Genomic DNA, 16,418 nt, shown 5'->3' on the forward strand with positions numbered 1-16,418 from the left:
ATAAAGCGCTACGCCGTATCGTCCGTTAATAGCTACATGAATCGGCGATTCCGGGCGTGCGTGCGGCCAGCCTCAAAACTTGGATTCATTTTTTTTAGCGTCGTCGAGCCGCTACGGCTTAAACTCGACTATCACGGACGACACCTTTATCTAGTCCGGGGGGGCGAGCGTCGCGTACTCGATATAGGTTCGGGTAATGGGGAGTTTCTGAAGCGCGCTATTAGTCTCGGCTGGCATGCCGTTGGCCTGGATCCTGATCCGAAAGCGGTGCGTGCTTGTATGGCGCAAGGGCTTCAATCATGGGTGGGTTTCGCCGATAGTGAAGAGCCAAGCGTCGCAGGCCCCTTCGACGTAGTTACTTTGCGTCACAGCATCGAGCATGTTCCAGATCCCAGAGCAGATTTGCGTCACTGCCTACGACGGCTTCGTCCGGGAGGCATGATCTGGCTCGCGTGGCCCAATCCAAATGGCATCGGTGCGCGCATTTTTCGCTCTTCCTGGCGCGGCCTTGAAGTACCACGACATCTATGTATTCCAAGTGCGAGTGCCATGACGGAGATGTTGCGGCACGCCGGGTTTGTTACACCACGAGTGCTTCGTCGTGGACTTCACGCGCGGAGCATTGCTCGCGAGAGTGGGCGTATTGCCGGATGTCGTCCTGGGTGGGGTAATCGACTTCGGAAACACCTGGCACGTCTTGAGGGTTGGTGGGCTGATCTTATGGCCACCTTTTTACCGGCTGGTGGTGACGAACTTGTCGTTATAGCATTTGCTCCAGAGCGCGGCGACGATCATGCGTGAATGCGTCGCTGTTTTGCTCCACTTCCGTTCTTCGGCGATGACGCTTCGTTGCATCGAGTCGCTCGCGAGTGAAGGAGTGTCCGCCGTGGTGCTCGTTGATAATTCCGAGGATTACGGAGCATCGCTGCATGCGTTGAACGAATCGCTGGGCGAAGTGGCGATAAGATTGCATGTCATTGAGCCTGGGCGAAACCTGGGTTTTGCCGCGGGCGTTAATCGTGCCATTGAGTTGATCAGTAGGGTCATGCCCGATGTCAACGTATTGCTGATCAACAGCGATGCCACATTGACTCAGGGCACGGTCGATGTTTTGCGTCGCGCCGTGGTAGACGATCTCCCGTCGATTGCGGCTCCGTCGATCGACGGACCTACAGGACTTGTGCCGGCACGTACGTACTATAGGCACTTTTCGGCAACGGTTTCCCCCGCAGGTCCGGGCTTGCGTGGACATGCGTTGCTAGGCGGCGCATGCCTCATGCTCCACCATTCGCTCGTGCATGCGCCGTTGTTTGACGAGTCTTTCTTCTTCTATGGTGACGACATCGAGCTCGGCTTTCGTCTCGTCCGGGGCGGTATTGCGTTGCTGGATGTGCCCGAAGGGGTGGTGATTCACCAAGGGTCCGGTAGCAGCGGGAACGGCTCACTCTTTTACGAATACCACATGGCACGTGCACACTTGCTTATGGTTTCCCGCTTGGGTTACGGGTTGGGCGGAAGAATTTGTCTCGCAGCAGGACGTGTCATATTTCTTGGACTGCGCGCATCGGTTCGTAGCATTCGCTTCCGCGCCATACGCCCGTGGCGGGGGCTCTGCATGGCTGTACTGGATGTGTGTTTGGGGCGTTGCCGTAGCCTGACTCCGCCAGCATCCTCAAGTCCGGGCGGCACGCACTAGAAAATAACCGTATGTGGCCATGCATGCTTCGGCGCAGGCCAGCCCTAGAGCCATTCCGCGCAAGCCGAGTACGTGTGCTCCTATGGTGAGGAGGCATCCTAGGACAACGATACCGCTGAGCTCAAAGCGTAGTCGCTGTAGTGGCCTGCCCAGTGCAACAAGAATTGTTCCGGCAGCCATTCGCAGGGAGACAAATGGGGCGGCAAGTGCTATCCAGGGAAGCGTGAGCGCTGTATCCGAGAATGCCTGGCCTAGAATAAACGGGAGCAATGGGGCTATCACTGCCATTCCGATAGCGCTGATGATCCCCCAAGTAAATGCGAGATAGCCAAGGGTGCGTATCAAACGCTGTCCATCTGATGTCGGCATGGAACCATGACGAAATAGACGGGGCTGCGATGCGAGCAGGATGCCGAGCACTGGTGTGACAACCGCGTTCATCACGCGCGAAGAGGCACTATAGATGCCAGCTGCGTGATCTCCTAGCAACAAGGGAGAGGTCATTTTGTCCAGTTCGCCAGGGTTGGCCGCAACGACATGCATTGCCGCATAAGCAGCACCGGATCGCCATTCCTGGCGCGTGGGGCGCCTGGGTGCCCATGGAAGCCGAACTACGCGAAGAGTCATGATTAGCGCTGCAGCCAGGCCTGCCGTGGCACCTGCGGCTTGCAGCGCAACAAAAAGATGTACTGAGCCGTCTTCAACAAGTATCAAGCATGTTGCTGCTGCGATGGCGCGAAAGCAAAGGGGAAGCCAAAGTAGGAGTTGCCCTTGAGGTACACGATCACGTGCCTGAAGGACAAAACCAAGCAACTGCGTTACCGGCGTCACGAGCAGTTCTGCGAAGCCGATGAGCAGCAGATCGCCGAATGACAGTGTTCCTCGGGTAAGCAGTTGCGCCAAGAATGGGAAGCCCAGGCACAGGAATGTACCGATAGAGATACTCAGTGGCCATCCATATCTCCATGTCTCTACTGCTGAATGGCCTTCGCGCGCCGTGCGCGCCATGAGTACATAGCCTGAGCCCAAGTTCGGAATGAGGCCCGCGACGACTGCAAGCGATGCCGCGGCCATGTAGTCGCCGTAAAGAGATGGTCCAAGGAGCCGGGTAATGAGAACTAGAGTTGCCGCCTGGGTCAACATACGTAAGCCCAAGACGCCTATGGTCACGAGGCTGCTGCGCGCAAGCTTACCTATCATTGGGCGCACGGCTCTTCTGTACGGGCGTAATAGGGGGTGAAGTACGGTCACGAGCAGCCCGGAGGGGGGCTAGGTCGGCTTCCAGCCGGCCACCGACGTTCATGGCCTCCAGGCTGTCGATTTGCCGCACGAGCTCGGCATGATCGTTAAGTTTGATCGCATATCGAGCCAATCCAACGCGATAGGCGGCTTCCCTTGGCGCGGCGGCCACCGCCTCGCGTTGCACGCGAATGGCTAGACCGCCATCGTGCAAGGTAGACCAGGCGAAGTTGGCATACATGGCTAGAAGTCTGGGGCTGCGCCTGTCGTGCGACATGGCCGCAGAGAACGCGTTATATAGAGGATCCGCCGGAAAGTCACATGATGTATCGCGTAAACATGCCGCCAGAGCGTCGAGCGAGCTCTCATCCTGAATGGTGGCTGGTCGCATCTTGAGCTTGTTTATCATGCTCGTCCACCAAGCGTCCTTAATCGCGAGGTGCATCTTCGAGTTCATGAAGATTAGCGCCTGCTCCGGTAGGATCGCTGAACCAGGTAAGCGCGCTGCGCGCTCGAGTGGTTCGTAGGCCAGGCGGGTAAATGGTGATGCGGGATCGTAATGCGAGGCGATGATGTATGTTCGGCCCAGCTCATACTGGGCACGTGGTGATTCTGGTCCTCTCCATGCAAGCTCACGAGCGAGAGCGATCGGGTCACCCCATGCTCTCGCTGTCACGAAGGTCTGCACAGTCCAGAGTCCAGCGAGTAGGGCGATGGCGAAGTAGGCCAGTCGATGAGCAATGGAAAATGCATGAGGAACAGACTCAACTGCAACCAAGAGTGCCAGGACCAGGCCGAGGCTGGAAAAGTAGTTGCGATGCTCATACACGAGTTCCAGTGGCAGCACCGTTCCTGTCAAGAGGTGGCAGCCGAGGAACAAGGCGATACCCAGCCCGGCGGCAGGCAAGCTATGCCGGACCAAACCACTAAGCAAAGTGAGTCCTGCAAGTGCTGCGAGGCTTAGTGCAGTGGTCGGCGGATCAAGAAGCCCTTGTGATATGACAAAGTCGTCATGGTAGAAGGAAAGGGCGCGAGGGGAGGGAAATATGGTCCATACAACGTAGTCGAAGATGATGCGTGCCTCGCTTAGGAGGCGGGTTTTCAGGGTGAAATCACGGGTAACCCAGGTTGCAGGATCAATCAGGCCGGGTAAGAGCCACAGTCCACCAGCGATCATCGGCACGAGCAATATCGCGGTGAAGAAGGCGAAAATACGCCAATCACGCATCGCACCATCGTGCCGTTTCCCGCGGAAAATGAATAACTCGGTTAGCGCCGCATACAGAGGAAGCATCACGGCTGTTTCTTTAGCCAGCACTCCAATTGCTGTTGCAGCGACGACACTACCGGTCGCTAGAAGCAACCCGTGTCCTCTCCGAATCATTTGCCGCCTGCCGGCCACGTAGCCCCATAGTCCAAGAAGAACCGATAAATTCGCCAAACTTTCCATGCGTTGCACGACGTACAGGACGGCCGTGAGGTTGATGGGCAGTAGAAGCCACCCCGTGGCCACCAGCGCAGCTATGCACGCGGCCCGGGTACGAGCTTCCGGGTGAATCACCCACAGAAGCTCCCTGACAAGGAAAAATGCAGCCAGTCCATTTAGTAAGTGAATTACGAGGTTGGTCAGCTTCATTGCTGACGGATCGTTTCCGCTAAATAAGTAGTTGATTGCAAAACTCAAGGACGCGAGCGGGCGCTTAAAGTCACTGGATGGTGACGAAAGCGCAGCATTCACTAGATTGGGGACGCTCCACTGTTCCAGGTGTACTCCCGGGTTATCTACGATGTTGGGAAAGTCGTCGAAAAGCCAGCCACCAGACAATCCCGGAATATAAACGGCTATCGTCAGAACTATGCCTAGGAAAAAAATAATCCATGGATGCTTGATGACTCGGTTATAGATGCCTGCGCTCATAAGTTTGACGCCGCGTCCGTGCGGAGCACACCCTCGAGGCGTTGCCTCTCCCGTTGCCAGTACTGTTGTTTTTTCAGTATCCATGCATGTATCACGGGCATTCCAGGGGGGGGCTTGATCGCTGCGGCAGGGAGTGAATCAAAGGTTTCTAGGTGGCTTAGTCCATAGCTTGGATAACCCGCCGATCCCAACTCGGCTGCCTGACGTAGGGCGGCTGGCTCACGCGGATCGTATGCGAGTGCGCGATTGAAATGTAGTAAAGCGCTGTCAGGTTGACTCATGCTCAATGCGATAGCTCCTAAAACATGCTCGATATCTTGACGGCGCCCCGCGGGAAGTCGGGAGTTGCCAAGGCCAGCTTTGGCGAGCTTGGCTAAATCGTCTAGATCGAGTCCATGGCAAGAATCTTTTTTTACCGCATCGATGGTTCTATCAAACCAACTTACGAGGAGAGTGCCGGGGTCAGCCGTGGTCGATATGGCGCGTTGGGCGGCGGCTAGGTGTTCAGGACGGAGATTACCAAGAGCGCAGTGCGCTGCGATGAGATTGAAAGCGACCTGTACTTCGGTCGGGTGCTGGGCCAGCATCGGCTCAAGGCGCGCAACGGCTTTGTCGGCTGCGCCACTTTGTAGTTCTTCCTGCGCCGCAATGACTTGCGCACGTGGCGACGCGGGATTCAGCGCTGCCCAGAGTGACGCCTGATGAGCTGTATCGCCCCAAATTACTGCATTGGCGTGAGTCATGAGGCCAAGCGATAGGACCACGATAGTAGCGATGACATATCGAACGGAAAGAGAGGGAAAGAATCTTGTTTCACCTTCTTTCTGAGTAGCGCCAACAAGCCATAGTCCGAGAGGCCAAAACAATAGCATCGCTGGTAAGTAGTTGCGGTGTTCGAAGTAGAGCTCTAAAGGTACGCTGGTCGACTCGAGTAGGTGTCCTGAAAAGAAAAATAGGAAAGCGCCGGCAAGGAAGGGCCATCGATGCCGATACAGAATCGCTCCAACTAGCGCAACGGAAAGGGCCGCTATCGCAAGTAAAGTGGTCCACGGGTGCACGATATCGGTCGATACGATCACGGCATCATTGAATACACCGGCCGTATACGGATGGGGCATCCACAGTTGACCGAGGTACTGCCAGAGAATCCTTGGCTCGGTAAGGAGACGCTGTTGTTCCGTCCAGGGGCGATGAGCAAGGCCATCGTTGATGCTCGATATAGCAACATAAACTAGTGCCATTCCGATGACGATCGCGACCATCCAACAGGCGACCAACAAGATACGGTGTAGTCGTTGTGCCCTAGGCGAGGCCTCCATCGGGTTGCATGAAAAGACGGTATATTCGATGCTGAGAATTAGTATCGGTAGCAAAATGCCGTTGGCTTTCGATAGTGCTGCCAGCGCTGTACAAAGCACTAGGCTGATTGCCGCGAATGCTGTCGCTGCTTTGATCGCATCGCTCTCCAGTGCTTGCCTGACTTTCATCCAAACAAGCATGCCAGCTAACGTGAATGTGGTCGGCAGCATGGCTTCCCGCTGCACGATATAGAGAGTGGTCGAAACAAATAGTGGGTGAAGTATCCAAAGTGCTGCACCTATCCACGCCGCCGCGCTCAATCGGGATACTGGTGCGAGAGGTAAGCTTTTGCAGGCAAGGGTGCTCAGCACAAGATAGAGAAGGAAGCCGTTCACCAAGTGAAGGAGAACGTTTGTTCGCTTGAACGACGCTGGGTCAGCCGGCCAATCGCTGGCATCGATCAGGAAGGTCGCCATGGCAATGGGGCGGCCCAAAGGGTCGGCGGTACCAGATGTTATATATCGTGCGAATGTCGCTCCGTTGTCGACACGTCCCGTCTCACCTAATGAAGGGAGATTTGCGTAGTCGTCGAAAATGAAGCCACCCTTGAGCCCAGGGTGATAAGCCAGCCAGGCGCTAATCAAAAGCGCAGTGATAGCTAGAAGACTTACGAGACGGTTAACGATCATGAACCCATTGGCTGTGTGGAGGTGGTGTCGGTAGAAATGCGCGAGGGCGGTGGAGGCAATGTCGCACGACTACCCTTGGAGCCGACTTGGCGTTTATTGTGCCAGTTCCAGTGCCTACAGTTGACATCAGGGCTGCGCGGGTGAAGATTTTGGTTCTGTATCGCGAGGCAAAAAAAAGGAGGCCGCTTGTGCGGCCTCCTTTTATGAAACGCCTTACTCTTTTACGAGCGGCAGTTCGACGGCAGATAGTTGGCCTTAATGTTAGCGCCAGCCTTGCAGGTCCAAGCGATGCTTCCGGCGTTGGAGATCGGCGAGAGGACGAGCGTCGAGCTGCTGCTGATCTTGGTACTGGCTTTCGGGCCACCATAGGTCGCGGTGATCAGGCCAGTTCCGCCGGTGTCAACGGACACCTTCGTTACGTACTGACCGCTGATGGACGTGTCCGTAGCGAGGCCCGCAGAAACGTTGCTGGTCGGGAAACGTCCCGTATTCTGGAAGAACTCTGCCACAGCCGTCTTGGCGCCGTCAGCGAGGACCGGACCTTCCGAGACCTGCGAGCGGATGGTGTAATCCTGGTAGGCCGGGATAGCGATGGCCGCGAGGATGGCGATGATCGCGACGACGATCATCAGTTCGATAAGGGTAAAACCTTTCTGCACAGTCTTCATGGAGTGTCCTATCTCTTGGTGGTTAGCTAACCAGATTGTGATGCCCCCTGAGCCCCGGTACCGGCTCCCCCTAGGAAGGGCCCGATCCCCTTTCACACTCACGTGGTCAGGAACGACCAGGAAGCTCGCTTGTCGGCTGCATGTTGCGTGCCACACCCGACGGCGCGTATTCCCGCATATTACGGGTGCCGGAATTGTGCCGAGTGTCACGTCTGTCAAGCAACAAGAAAATTTCTTGGGATTCAATGCGATGCATCATGACGTGGAATGTCATAAGGTGACGTTCCGCGTCACCTTATGCGCGGCAACTGGTCGGAAGGTAACGATTTTCCATGGATGAGCCCTTGCAGACCCATGCGATGCTACCGGCGCTGGTGATGGGTGAAAGTGTGAGGTTGCTGTCTCTGACGTGGCTATTGGCGGCAGCAGTAGCGAATGACACCCTTATTGCGCCATCAGTCACTGTAACTCCCGAAACGTACTTCCCTGCAATCGACGCCGCCGAGGCGAGGCCGGCTGACTCATTGCTCGGCGGGAGCCGTCCTTTATCGGCAAAGAAATCCCAGACCGCGCTTTTTGCCCCAGTAGAGACAGTAATGCCTTCCGATACCTGTGCTCGGATTGCATAGTCCTGATAAGCAGGTATGGCAATGGCGGCCAAGATTGCGATGATCGCCACGACGATCATCAACTCAATGAGGGTGAAGCCGGTAACATGTTTCGTCGATGGCATGGGTGAGGATTCTTGGCGGAGTGTGCCCAGTGCCGAGCACGATCCGTACCATACATGGAGTCGCCAAGGACATGGCCATCCAAACGTGAGTTACGTCACCGATTTTGTCCGAGGCAGTCGCGGTCTTTCCTGGGTCGTCCGCTTGCGCTAGCTACCCGGCACCCCTTACCGTCGCTCCCTGCCTTACCTAGGGAGCACATCCATGAAACCCCTCCTAGCCGCGCTAGCCCTGGCCCTAGCGTCCGGCCCCGTCCTGTCCGCAGACGCCGACAGCACCACCCCCCACCCATTTTCCATCCGCGACCTGGTCATGATGGACCGCGTCGGGGACCCCCAGCTGTCCCCGGACGGCCGCTACGCGCTCTTCTCCGTCCGCGCCACGGACTACGCGGCCAACAAGGGGGTCACCTCCCTCTATGTCGTCGACCTCAACAAACCACCGCAACCGGTCATGGTCGTGGAGAAAGGCTCCTCTCCCCGCTGGGCGCCGGACGGCAAGTCCATCTATTACACAGCGCCGAAGGACGGCACGGCGCAGGTCTGGCACCGCTCGTTCGACGCCGACACTTCCGGCAAGGGCCTGGGATTGACGGTCCGCGCCGGTGAAGCGGTCACCGATGCCCCTCTGGACGTCAATGCCTTCAAGCTGTCGCCGGACGGCGCCAGGCTGCTCCTCAGCTACGACGTATTCACCGACTGCCCCGACCTGGCCTGCACCAAGGAGCGTCTGGACGGCCGCGAGAAGGACAAGTCCACCGGCACCGTCTACAACAAGCTCTTCGTTCGCCATTGGGACACCTGGGCGGACGGTCGCCGCTCCCAGCTCTATATCGCCGACGCCAACGCTCCTTCGCAGCCGGTGTTACTGAGCCGGGACATCGACGGCGACGTGCCCAGCAAGCCTTTCGGTGGGGACGATGAGTTCTCCTTTTCGCCGGACGGCAAGACCGTCTACTTCGATGCCCGCATCGCCGGCAAGACCGAACCCTGGTCGACCAACTTCGACATCTATAGCGTCCCAGCCGACGGCTCTGCCGCACCGGTGAACCTCACCGCGGAGAACCTGGCGTGGGACGCCAATCCCCTGGTGTCGCCCGATGGCAAGACCTTGTTCTATACGGCGATGAAAGAGCCGGGCTCCGAGGCCGATCGCTTCGGCATCATGGCCCTGGACCTCGCCTCGGGCAGCAAGCGGGAAGTGGCGCCTTCGTGGGATAGCTCCGCCGGTGCCCTCCAGGTCTCGGCCGATGGCAAGACCCTCTACACCACCACCGACGACAAGGGCCAGCATCCGCTGTTCGCCATCGACGTGGCGACCGGGAAGGCCAGCATTCTCGTCACCGACGGTTCCGTGGGTGCGTTCTCGGCGGGCGGTTCGAAGATCCTGCTATCCCGCGACGACCTCAAGCGTCCGGCGGATCTCTACACGGCGGACCTGAAGGGTAAGGGCCTCAAGCAGGTCACCCACTTCAACGCCAAGCGCATCAAGGGTGCGCAGACCGGCGACTTCGAGTTCTTCACCTTCAAGGGCTGGAACAACGAAACCGTGCAGGGCTACGTGGTGAAGCCGGTCGGTTACAAGCGTGGCAAGACCTACCCGGTGGCCTTCATCATCCACGGCGGCCCGCAGGGCGCGATGACCAACAGCTGGAGCTACCGCTGGAACGCCCAGACCTACGCAGGCCAGGGCTTCGCGGTGGTGACCGTCAACTTCCATGGTTCGACCGGCTACGGCCAGGCCTTCACCGAATCCATCTCGGGCGATTGGGGCGGCAAGCCGCTCGAAGACCTGAAAGCCGGCTGGAGTGCGGCACTCTCGAAGTACAACTTCCTAGATGGCAATCGTGCCTGCGCCCTCGGTGCCAGCTACGGCGGCTACATGGTCTACTGGATGGCAGGCAACTGGAACCAGCCTTGGAAGTGCTTCGTTGATCACGACGGTGTCTTCGATGCGCGCGCCATGTACTACGAAACCGAAGAACTCTGGTTCGAGGAAAAGGAAAACGGCGGCACGCAATTCGACCACCCGGAGAACTACGAGCGCTTCAACCCGGTCAACCACGTGAAGGACTGGCGCGTGCCGATGCTCGTCATCCACAGCGGCAAGGACTTCCGTATTCCCGACACCCAGGGCCTGGGCGCATTCACGGCGCTGCAGCGTCGCGGCATCCCCAGCCAGCTATTGCACTTCCCCGACGAGAACCACTGGGTGCTCAAGCCGCAGAACAGCGTGCAGTGGCATGAGACGGTGAATGCTTGGTTGAAGGAGTGGACGGCTCCGGGGGCGAAGTAAGAACGGGAGGGATGGTCGCCCATGGCGGCCATCCCTCATGGCTTATCACGCGTCTCGCACTCGGCAGCCTCGGCCCATCGATAAGCCGCGGCGGCGCCACTGAAGTAGACAACTTCGGCAGTGCTTGCAGCGATAGCCCGCTCAAGAAGCAACATGTCAGCCTCGTGCGGGTGGCTCACGCGCGCATCATGAAAGAAGATCACCCGTTGGCATTGTCCCGAAAGTACGAGATCGGCGATCTGCACATCACCACCCATTGGGCCGCTTTCGTAGCACTTGGCCCACGCCTCATTTCCTGACCAGCCCTGTTGTCGAGCGAGATCATTCAATCGACGCCCTGTGGTCCCTGTGCAAATTCGGCGAGAAAAGCCGGATAGAAGCGCGAAATGCTTGACGACAAATTCCACCATGCAAGGTTTCCATGCATCGTGCGCGATAAGCGCGATCGTCTGGTGTGCGAACGGGTGCTGTGAGCCGTCGCAGGGGTTTGGCGGCAGTCCGCAAAGAATCCGTTCCGCCTCGATCCACTCCATGGCTGAAGCCGTCGTGATGAGATAAGGCTTGGCATGGACGAGACATAAGCGCTTCAACGTCCGTACTTCGAGGGCAAGGATCGACTCATCGCCGGGTGCGGCCAGATGGATGACTCCGTCCAAGGCATCACTTCCATCGGTATCGATGATGGACGCGGCCATTCGTACGATGTCGTGAAGGCGACCGCCTGGATAAGGAATCAAAGTGGGGCAGTCAGCGAAACCAGAAATACGTCCGACGGCTTCGTACGCATCAGCAGGAACGCGCAAGGTGAGTTTCAGCTTGCGTATATAGTCTCCGCATCGATGCAGCAGCCGATGGAGCGGGGAGTCCTCACTATCCAGGTATTCGCGACTTGCGATAAGCCCTAGTTGCATGGTTTGCCATCCCGTCCTTGGGCGAAGTCATGCTAAGGGACAGATGTCGGTTAGGGAATATCCGTTTCGTCGTAGGCGCGTCTCAAGTGCTCCTACCGTGCCCCAGATACGACCGCGCTGCGAACCAGAAGAAGGTCAAGGCCAGGTTTGCGACATCGATAGCGCCATTCAGTTTACTACCTATGTCACGTGCTCGTTGTGCTCAAAGCAAGCCTACTTACGGTCCATTAACAGCTGTACTGTATCGAAAGCCCTATCAAGAGTTAACTGATCAAAGGCGCCCTCTGAGCACTCGGACAGTGCCAAAATCCATTTCTCAACTACCTGGCACTCGCCCACATGCAGTAGCGTCCATCTCCGCCTAAATGAGTCATCCCATAGATCTGGATTGGGGCTTCGATCCAGCATGCCAAGGATCGCGTCGACGTATACGGGTGGCGTTTGCCGATGCTCAAAACCATGTACAAGGAAGGCTGGAAGGTAGTAACAGAATGCCTCGGGGGTGAAGGCATAGAGCGCATCCGAATTCTTCACGAGAAAATCGGAATCCATCACTTCCCAGCTCAAGCCATGAAAGTTCATGGCTTCGAGATACTCGCTTGTATGTGGCGATCTTTCCGAGATAACTTGTCTCGGCATGCTCCGCCCTTGGAAGGCATGCTTAATTTCCGAAACAACCGTCATGGACTCACCGCCATTCCCTGACATTTTGCGGCGTTTTGCCAAGCTGCCGCTTGTGCCTCCTGGTGGCCGGCATCTCCACCTGCCCAGCATTTTTCATCACGACGAGCTCTCTTTATTGCCAGATCAAGCCAAGCATCGGCACGAATTCTAAGGTCGTACAGAGACATTCCCGCACGACACGCCCCAAGCTGGCCGGCTCTATTCTTGGCGTCTTGCACCTGCCTATTTCGTTGATCGCAGTCATCTTGGGGACAGGTCTTCGTCAGGGCATCAACACCAACCGCAGTAGCGATGCCGGCACCAATGGCAACCTGCGTTCCTGTACTGAGAGCGCCTCCGGTTGCAGTACCTGTCGCAGTTGTAGCGCCAGTGACGGCTGATCCCGGCCCCATTCCAGCTGCGGCACAAGCCGCAGCATTCGCTGGGTTTGCGCAGAGCGCCAAAGATTGTAATCCAAGGGGATCTGTTGCTCCGAAAGGTGCAGAGCCGACGTAAGCGTAAGTGTTCAGCCCACCCTCAAGCCCGATGGGATCACTCTGCAAGTAACGACCGGCTGCCGCTTCGTAATCGCGGTTGACGTTGTTCGACATACCGCTCTCTGCGTCATAATACTGGCCGGGAAAGCGCAAATTCAATGTATAGCCCGAGGAGTAAGCAGGCGCGTTCTCCCCAAAGGGATTGCTGGGATAGGCCCACTTCCATTGCACCGCACCGGCATCATCGGTCACGACTCGTGGCGAGCCTAGGCCGTCGGCGTGGACGAACCTGATAGCCACGGCAGACCCACTGCGATCAACGATCCCGATAGGGAGGTTGTCCAGCCATACATAGTCTCGCGCAGCCCCATCGGCGATTTCGGACAGCAGCTGGCTCGCTTCATCGTAATCGAATCGGGTAGACACGCTCCCAACTGTCTTTTGTACACGTTGTCCCAGTGCATTGAGCACATAGGTTCCCACGGTAACCCCGTCTTTCTGGACGACCGTGAGTCGATTGCGCTGGTTGTAGCCATACCCGAATGTCCCACTCGGCAGGACATTCGCGGTCGTATTGCCTCTTGCATCGACCTGCCGTGTCGTGGTGCCTACGGCTACTAGTCGATGAGTGCCCGGCTGGTAGCTGTAGGTTCCCGTCAGCAAACCTGGCGCCGCCTTGGATAGGCGATCTCCCGTCTTGTTGTATGTATAAGCCTCGACCGCGTTCCCGCTTGGGTCGTTTATTCCAGTCAGACGGTATAGCGAGTCGTATCCATAGGTTTCTGACGCCGGTGAAGCACCCACCGAGTCGCCCAAGGCGGCCACATTGCCCATAACATCGCGTGCCAGGTGCAGCGAGAAGGCCGTGCTGGCGATGTCCGTCAGTTGACCATTGGCGTCATAGGTGCGGGTCACCGCCTGGCCGTTGCCTAGCATGTACGACGCGATGGGGCCAAAGGGCTGATAGGTGACGTTCGACGCAATGGTCGTCGTCGTCCCGCCGAGCGGCGTGGCTGTCACCGTAGCGATGCGCCCATTGGCATCGTGCCCGTAAGCGATAGTGGTGCCGTTGGCAGTCGTAATGGATTTAAGCCGATCGCCGACGGTCCACGTATAGCTGGTCATCGTGGTTACCGCTCCCACCGTCTGCTGCTTCTTGATCACGTTGCCGTGGCCGTCGTAGCAGTACACGATTCCGCCATTACCTTCGACCACGCGAGTCAGATGGCCTTTGCTGAAGCCTCCCGCGCACCCTGAGACGGAATCCGATTCGTCGTAGTGATAGGCGACATTGAGGGTCGTATCAGGATAGGTCGTTCCCGTAAGTCGCCCCAGAGCATCATAAGTGAGGGCAGTCGCTACCTGGGAGGCGTCCATAGTACCCACCAGGTTGCCGGCCACATCGTACGTCTGCGCTGTCGTCCCCGTATCCGGGCTGTGTAAGCCAGTGACGTTGCCGAAAACATCGATATCGTAGGTGGTGGTGAGACCATCGGGGTCGCTGAATCCGGTAATCCGATCCAGGGCATCGAAGCTGGTCACCGACTGCGCGTTAGCGGTGGCGCTGTTGGTACCTTGGTAATCGCGGATGGTACTCACCAGGCGATTGAGACCGTCGTAGGACTGCTTCTGTTGGACAGACAATCCATCCTGACTGTGCACCAGGTTACCGTTTCCGTCATAGCTATCGGCAAAGCCTGCAACGAATACCGTTCGATTCAGACCGTCGGTCAGAGCGGTGAGCTGGCCCAACGGATTAAATGTCCGACCGAGGGAGCGTGTGACCGTTCCGGTCGACGTCAATACCTGCTCGCTGGTGCGATTGCCGGCGGCGTCGAGTGTGTAGTGAATCCGCGCTCCATTAGCATCTGTGATGTCGGTGAGGCGATGGGCGGCATCGTAGGTGTAGGTCGTGGTGACACCATCTGGATCCTGGACCGAGTGCACCGTGCCGGTCGGGTCGTACACGATGGTCGTGATGGCATCGGCGGACGAGGGAGTGCCGGCTGGGTCGACCCGAATCGTCTTTGTCGCGATCCATCCGCGCGGGGTGTAGGTGTAATCGGTCAGGGTTCCGTTCGGATTCCGAACGCGGGTGGGCCTTCCGGCCTTGTCGTACGAGATATAGGTAGTGACCAAGCCAGCACCGTCCGTCGTGGACTTGAGGTCACCTAAGCGGTGGCAGGCTCTCTCTGTTGACGTGCAATTGCTCTCATCATCATCAACATAATAGCTGTAAGAGGTAACATCTTGGATGTCCACTCTGGGGCCATCGGTAGTTAGCAAAAGTCCGACAATGGGGCAGATTACTATGTCGACTGCCTCACAGTACGTATTGAGACGTCTACGAACACCCGCAGGTGCGTCTGCGCCGCTCGTGCACACGTATCCTGGTGCCTTGCGCCAATCGACGTCACACTGTGCAGTGGGTTGACCTCTGCTGTTGTATAACCACAGTGTTCGCGTGAACAGGACATGCGAGGCGCCGCTATAAACACGCCTTTCAACTGGCTGATAGAGATCGTTCCAGGTGGTCTGGGTATCTCTTTGGTCACTCGTTCCCGAGGCTTCGATCTTCTGAGTGAGGAGATGGTTGATATCGTAGGTGTATGTCGTCGTACCTCCGTTGAAGTCTGTCGTTTGCACGAGATCACCCAGAAGGTCGTAAGTTCGGCTTTGGATCGGACCACAGTCTTCGCATGGAGCGCTTAGGGTATTGGCGTAGACGCTGCCGCTTACATGCCAGAACGAGCGGTTTGACACCCCTCTGAGTGGATCGATGACGGTGGTTGTTCCGTCATCATTAAAAATTAAGTCGTGACGGTTCACGCCATCACCGAGACGTGTGGATATACCCCGGCCAGCAGCGTCGTAGTCATACGTGGCGTATCGCTGCGATAGTTCGTCCAGAATGCCGGTCAGAAGCGGGTAGTTCTGTGGCGCAGCAAGGTGTGCCGCTTCGTTATAAAGAAAGGCACGGGTCGATCCGTCTGGGGTAGACATGGATGCCAAGTAACCGGTTGCATCGTATGTATATTGATAGACTAGACCGTTCGCGGTCGTTACCGACGAGATGCGATTCAAACTGTCATACTGGAATCGAATGGTACGTCCCTGCTGATCTGTGACTATCGAAAGTCTACGGCCGGTGTTCGGGTCTGCCGGTAATGCCTCGTAACTGAGGACAGTACTTGATCCATTGAAATCATCGACGCGAATGAGTGCGCCGTCGGCGCCATACACTTCTGTCGCGTGGTCGGGGACCCTGCGTAACGTCCATCCGGTGATGGCGCCATTGTCGTCGCGGATTGAGTTAAGTTGATCAGAGACGTCTGACTCGCCGCCCCAAACTCCACCGTTGTATTGGTACGTCCATTCCTGTCCTTCATCGCGTACCACCACGGCTAAAGGCGCGGTTGCTCCAGATGCAGGTGTGTAACGTATTCGCCGCGCATAAGTATAAGTCCAGTGGGGGCCCATCCGAAGGCCTGCGGTTGCAGCATTGCTGTTATAAAAACGCTGAAAATGGAGCGCTTTGTTCAGACGAAAGTCTTCCTCTCTAACAAATACGTTGCCGGTGCCGGCATGAATGGGGTCGCCCACGCAGGTTCCGCAGGGCGGCGGCCCCAACGGCTTGGCCGGGGAGGGGGAAGGAGTAGCCTCACACTGCCAATCCTTAACCATGCTGTGAAGGCCGCCCCATTGAGCCCACGTAAAAGAGAAAGTGCCGTTGGAACCTACTTGGGCATATGGGTTTACGGTGGCATGACACGCCTTTACCAGATATTCGGGATTAGGCTCGCTCATCGTTT

The 16,418-nt window shown here is 57.3% G+C and carries 11 protein-coding genes; 3 read left to right on the forward strand and 8 right to left on the reverse strand.

Annotated elements, in window-relative coordinates; translation table 11 throughout:
* Positions 1 to 36: 36 nt before the first annotated feature.
* Positions 37 to 801: a class I SAM-dependent methyltransferase gene (locus tag ACR9ZJ_RS06370; protein WP_481287233.1), complete on the forward strand. Its 765-nt coding sequence runs from the start codon at positions 37 to 39 to the stop codon at positions 799 to 801.
* On the forward strand, positions 794 to 1,696 hold the full coding sequence (locus ACR9ZJ_RS06375; protein WP_481287211.1) for a glycosyltransferase family protein: 903 nt from the start codon (positions 794 to 796) through the stop codon (positions 1,694 to 1,696). Before ACR9ZJ_RS06370 ends, ACR9ZJ_RS06375 begins: the two co-directional genes overlap by 8 nt.
* Here ACR9ZJ_RS06375 and ACR9ZJ_RS06380 read toward each other — a convergent pair.
* The 5 genes from ACR9ZJ_RS06380 to ACR9ZJ_RS06400 form a co-directional block, all read right to left on the reverse strand.
* Positions 1,673 to 2,896 (reverse strand): lipopolysaccharide biosynthesis protein, encoded by a 1,224-nt coding sequence (locus ACR9ZJ_RS06380; RefSeq protein ID WP_481287234.1) that lies wholly within the window; start codon positions 2,894 to 2,896, stop codon positions 1,673 to 1,675. The two genes, ACR9ZJ_RS06375 and ACR9ZJ_RS06380, sit on opposite strands and share 24 nt — an antisense overlap.
* Entirely contained in the window at positions 2,886 to 4,853 is a 1,968-nt protein-coding gene (locus tag ACR9ZJ_RS06385) for a hypothetical protein (RefSeq protein ID WP_481287212.1), read from the reverse strand. Before ACR9ZJ_RS06385 ends, ACR9ZJ_RS06380 begins: the two co-directional genes overlap by 11 nt.
* Positions 4,850 to 6,841: a tetratricopeptide repeat protein gene (locus tag ACR9ZJ_RS06390; RefSeq protein ID WP_481287213.1), complete on the reverse strand. Its 1,992-nt coding sequence runs from the start codon at positions 6,839 to 6,841 to the stop codon at positions 4,850 to 4,852. The genes ACR9ZJ_RS06385 and ACR9ZJ_RS06390 overlap by 4 nt, the downstream gene beginning before the upstream one ends.
* Positions 6,842 to 7,062: 221 nt before the next feature.
* On the reverse strand, positions 7,063 to 7,509 hold the full coding sequence (locus ACR9ZJ_RS06395; RefSeq protein ID WP_481287214.1) for a pilin: 447 nt from the start codon (positions 7,507 to 7,509) through the stop codon (positions 7,063 to 7,065).
* A gap of 295 nt (positions 7,510 to 7,804) precedes the next feature.
* The gene (locus tag ACR9ZJ_RS06400; protein WP_481287215.1) at positions 7,805 to 8,242 is read right to left on the reverse strand and encodes a pilin; all 438 of its coding nucleotides are present in this window, start codon (positions 8,240 to 8,242) and stop codon (positions 7,805 to 7,807) included.
* 202 nt (positions 8,243 to 8,444) lie between these two features.
* Here ACR9ZJ_RS06400 and ACR9ZJ_RS06405 point away from each other — a divergent pair, with 202 nt between their 5' ends.
* Positions 8,445 to 10,535, forward strand: coding sequence for a prolyl oligopeptidase family serine peptidase (locus ACR9ZJ_RS06405; protein ID WP_481287216.1), 2,091 nt, complete (start codon positions 8,445 to 8,447; stop codon positions 10,533 to 10,535).
* 35 nt (positions 10,536 to 10,570) lie between these two features.
* Here ACR9ZJ_RS06405 and ACR9ZJ_RS06410 read toward each other — a convergent pair whose 3' ends face one another.
* The 3 genes from ACR9ZJ_RS06410 to ACR9ZJ_RS06420 all read right to left on the reverse strand — a co-directional run bounded on the left by ACR9ZJ_RS06410 (position 10,571) and on the right by ACR9ZJ_RS06420 (position 16,413).
* Positions 10,571 to 11,446 (reverse strand): methylglyoxal synthase, encoded by an 876-nt coding sequence (locus tag ACR9ZJ_RS06410; protein ID WP_481287217.1) that lies wholly within the window; start codon positions 11,444 to 11,446, stop codon positions 10,571 to 10,573.
* A gap of 213 nt (positions 11,447 to 11,659) precedes the next feature.
* Positions 11,660 to 12,172, reverse strand: a complete 513-nt coding sequence (locus ACR9ZJ_RS06415) for a hypothetical protein (RefSeq protein WP_481287218.1) — start codon at positions 12,170 to 12,172, stop codon at positions 11,660 to 11,662.
* Positions 12,127 to 16,413: an RHS repeat-associated core domain-containing protein gene (locus tag ACR9ZJ_RS06420; protein WP_481287219.1), complete on the reverse strand. Its 4,287-nt coding sequence runs from the start codon at positions 16,411 to 16,413 to the stop codon at positions 12,127 to 12,129. Before ACR9ZJ_RS06420 ends, ACR9ZJ_RS06415 begins: the two co-directional genes overlap by 46 nt.
* Positions 16,414 to 16,418 lie beyond the last annotated feature (5 nt).

This window comes from Luteibacter sp. KNZ12-1A, assembly GCF_056755675.1.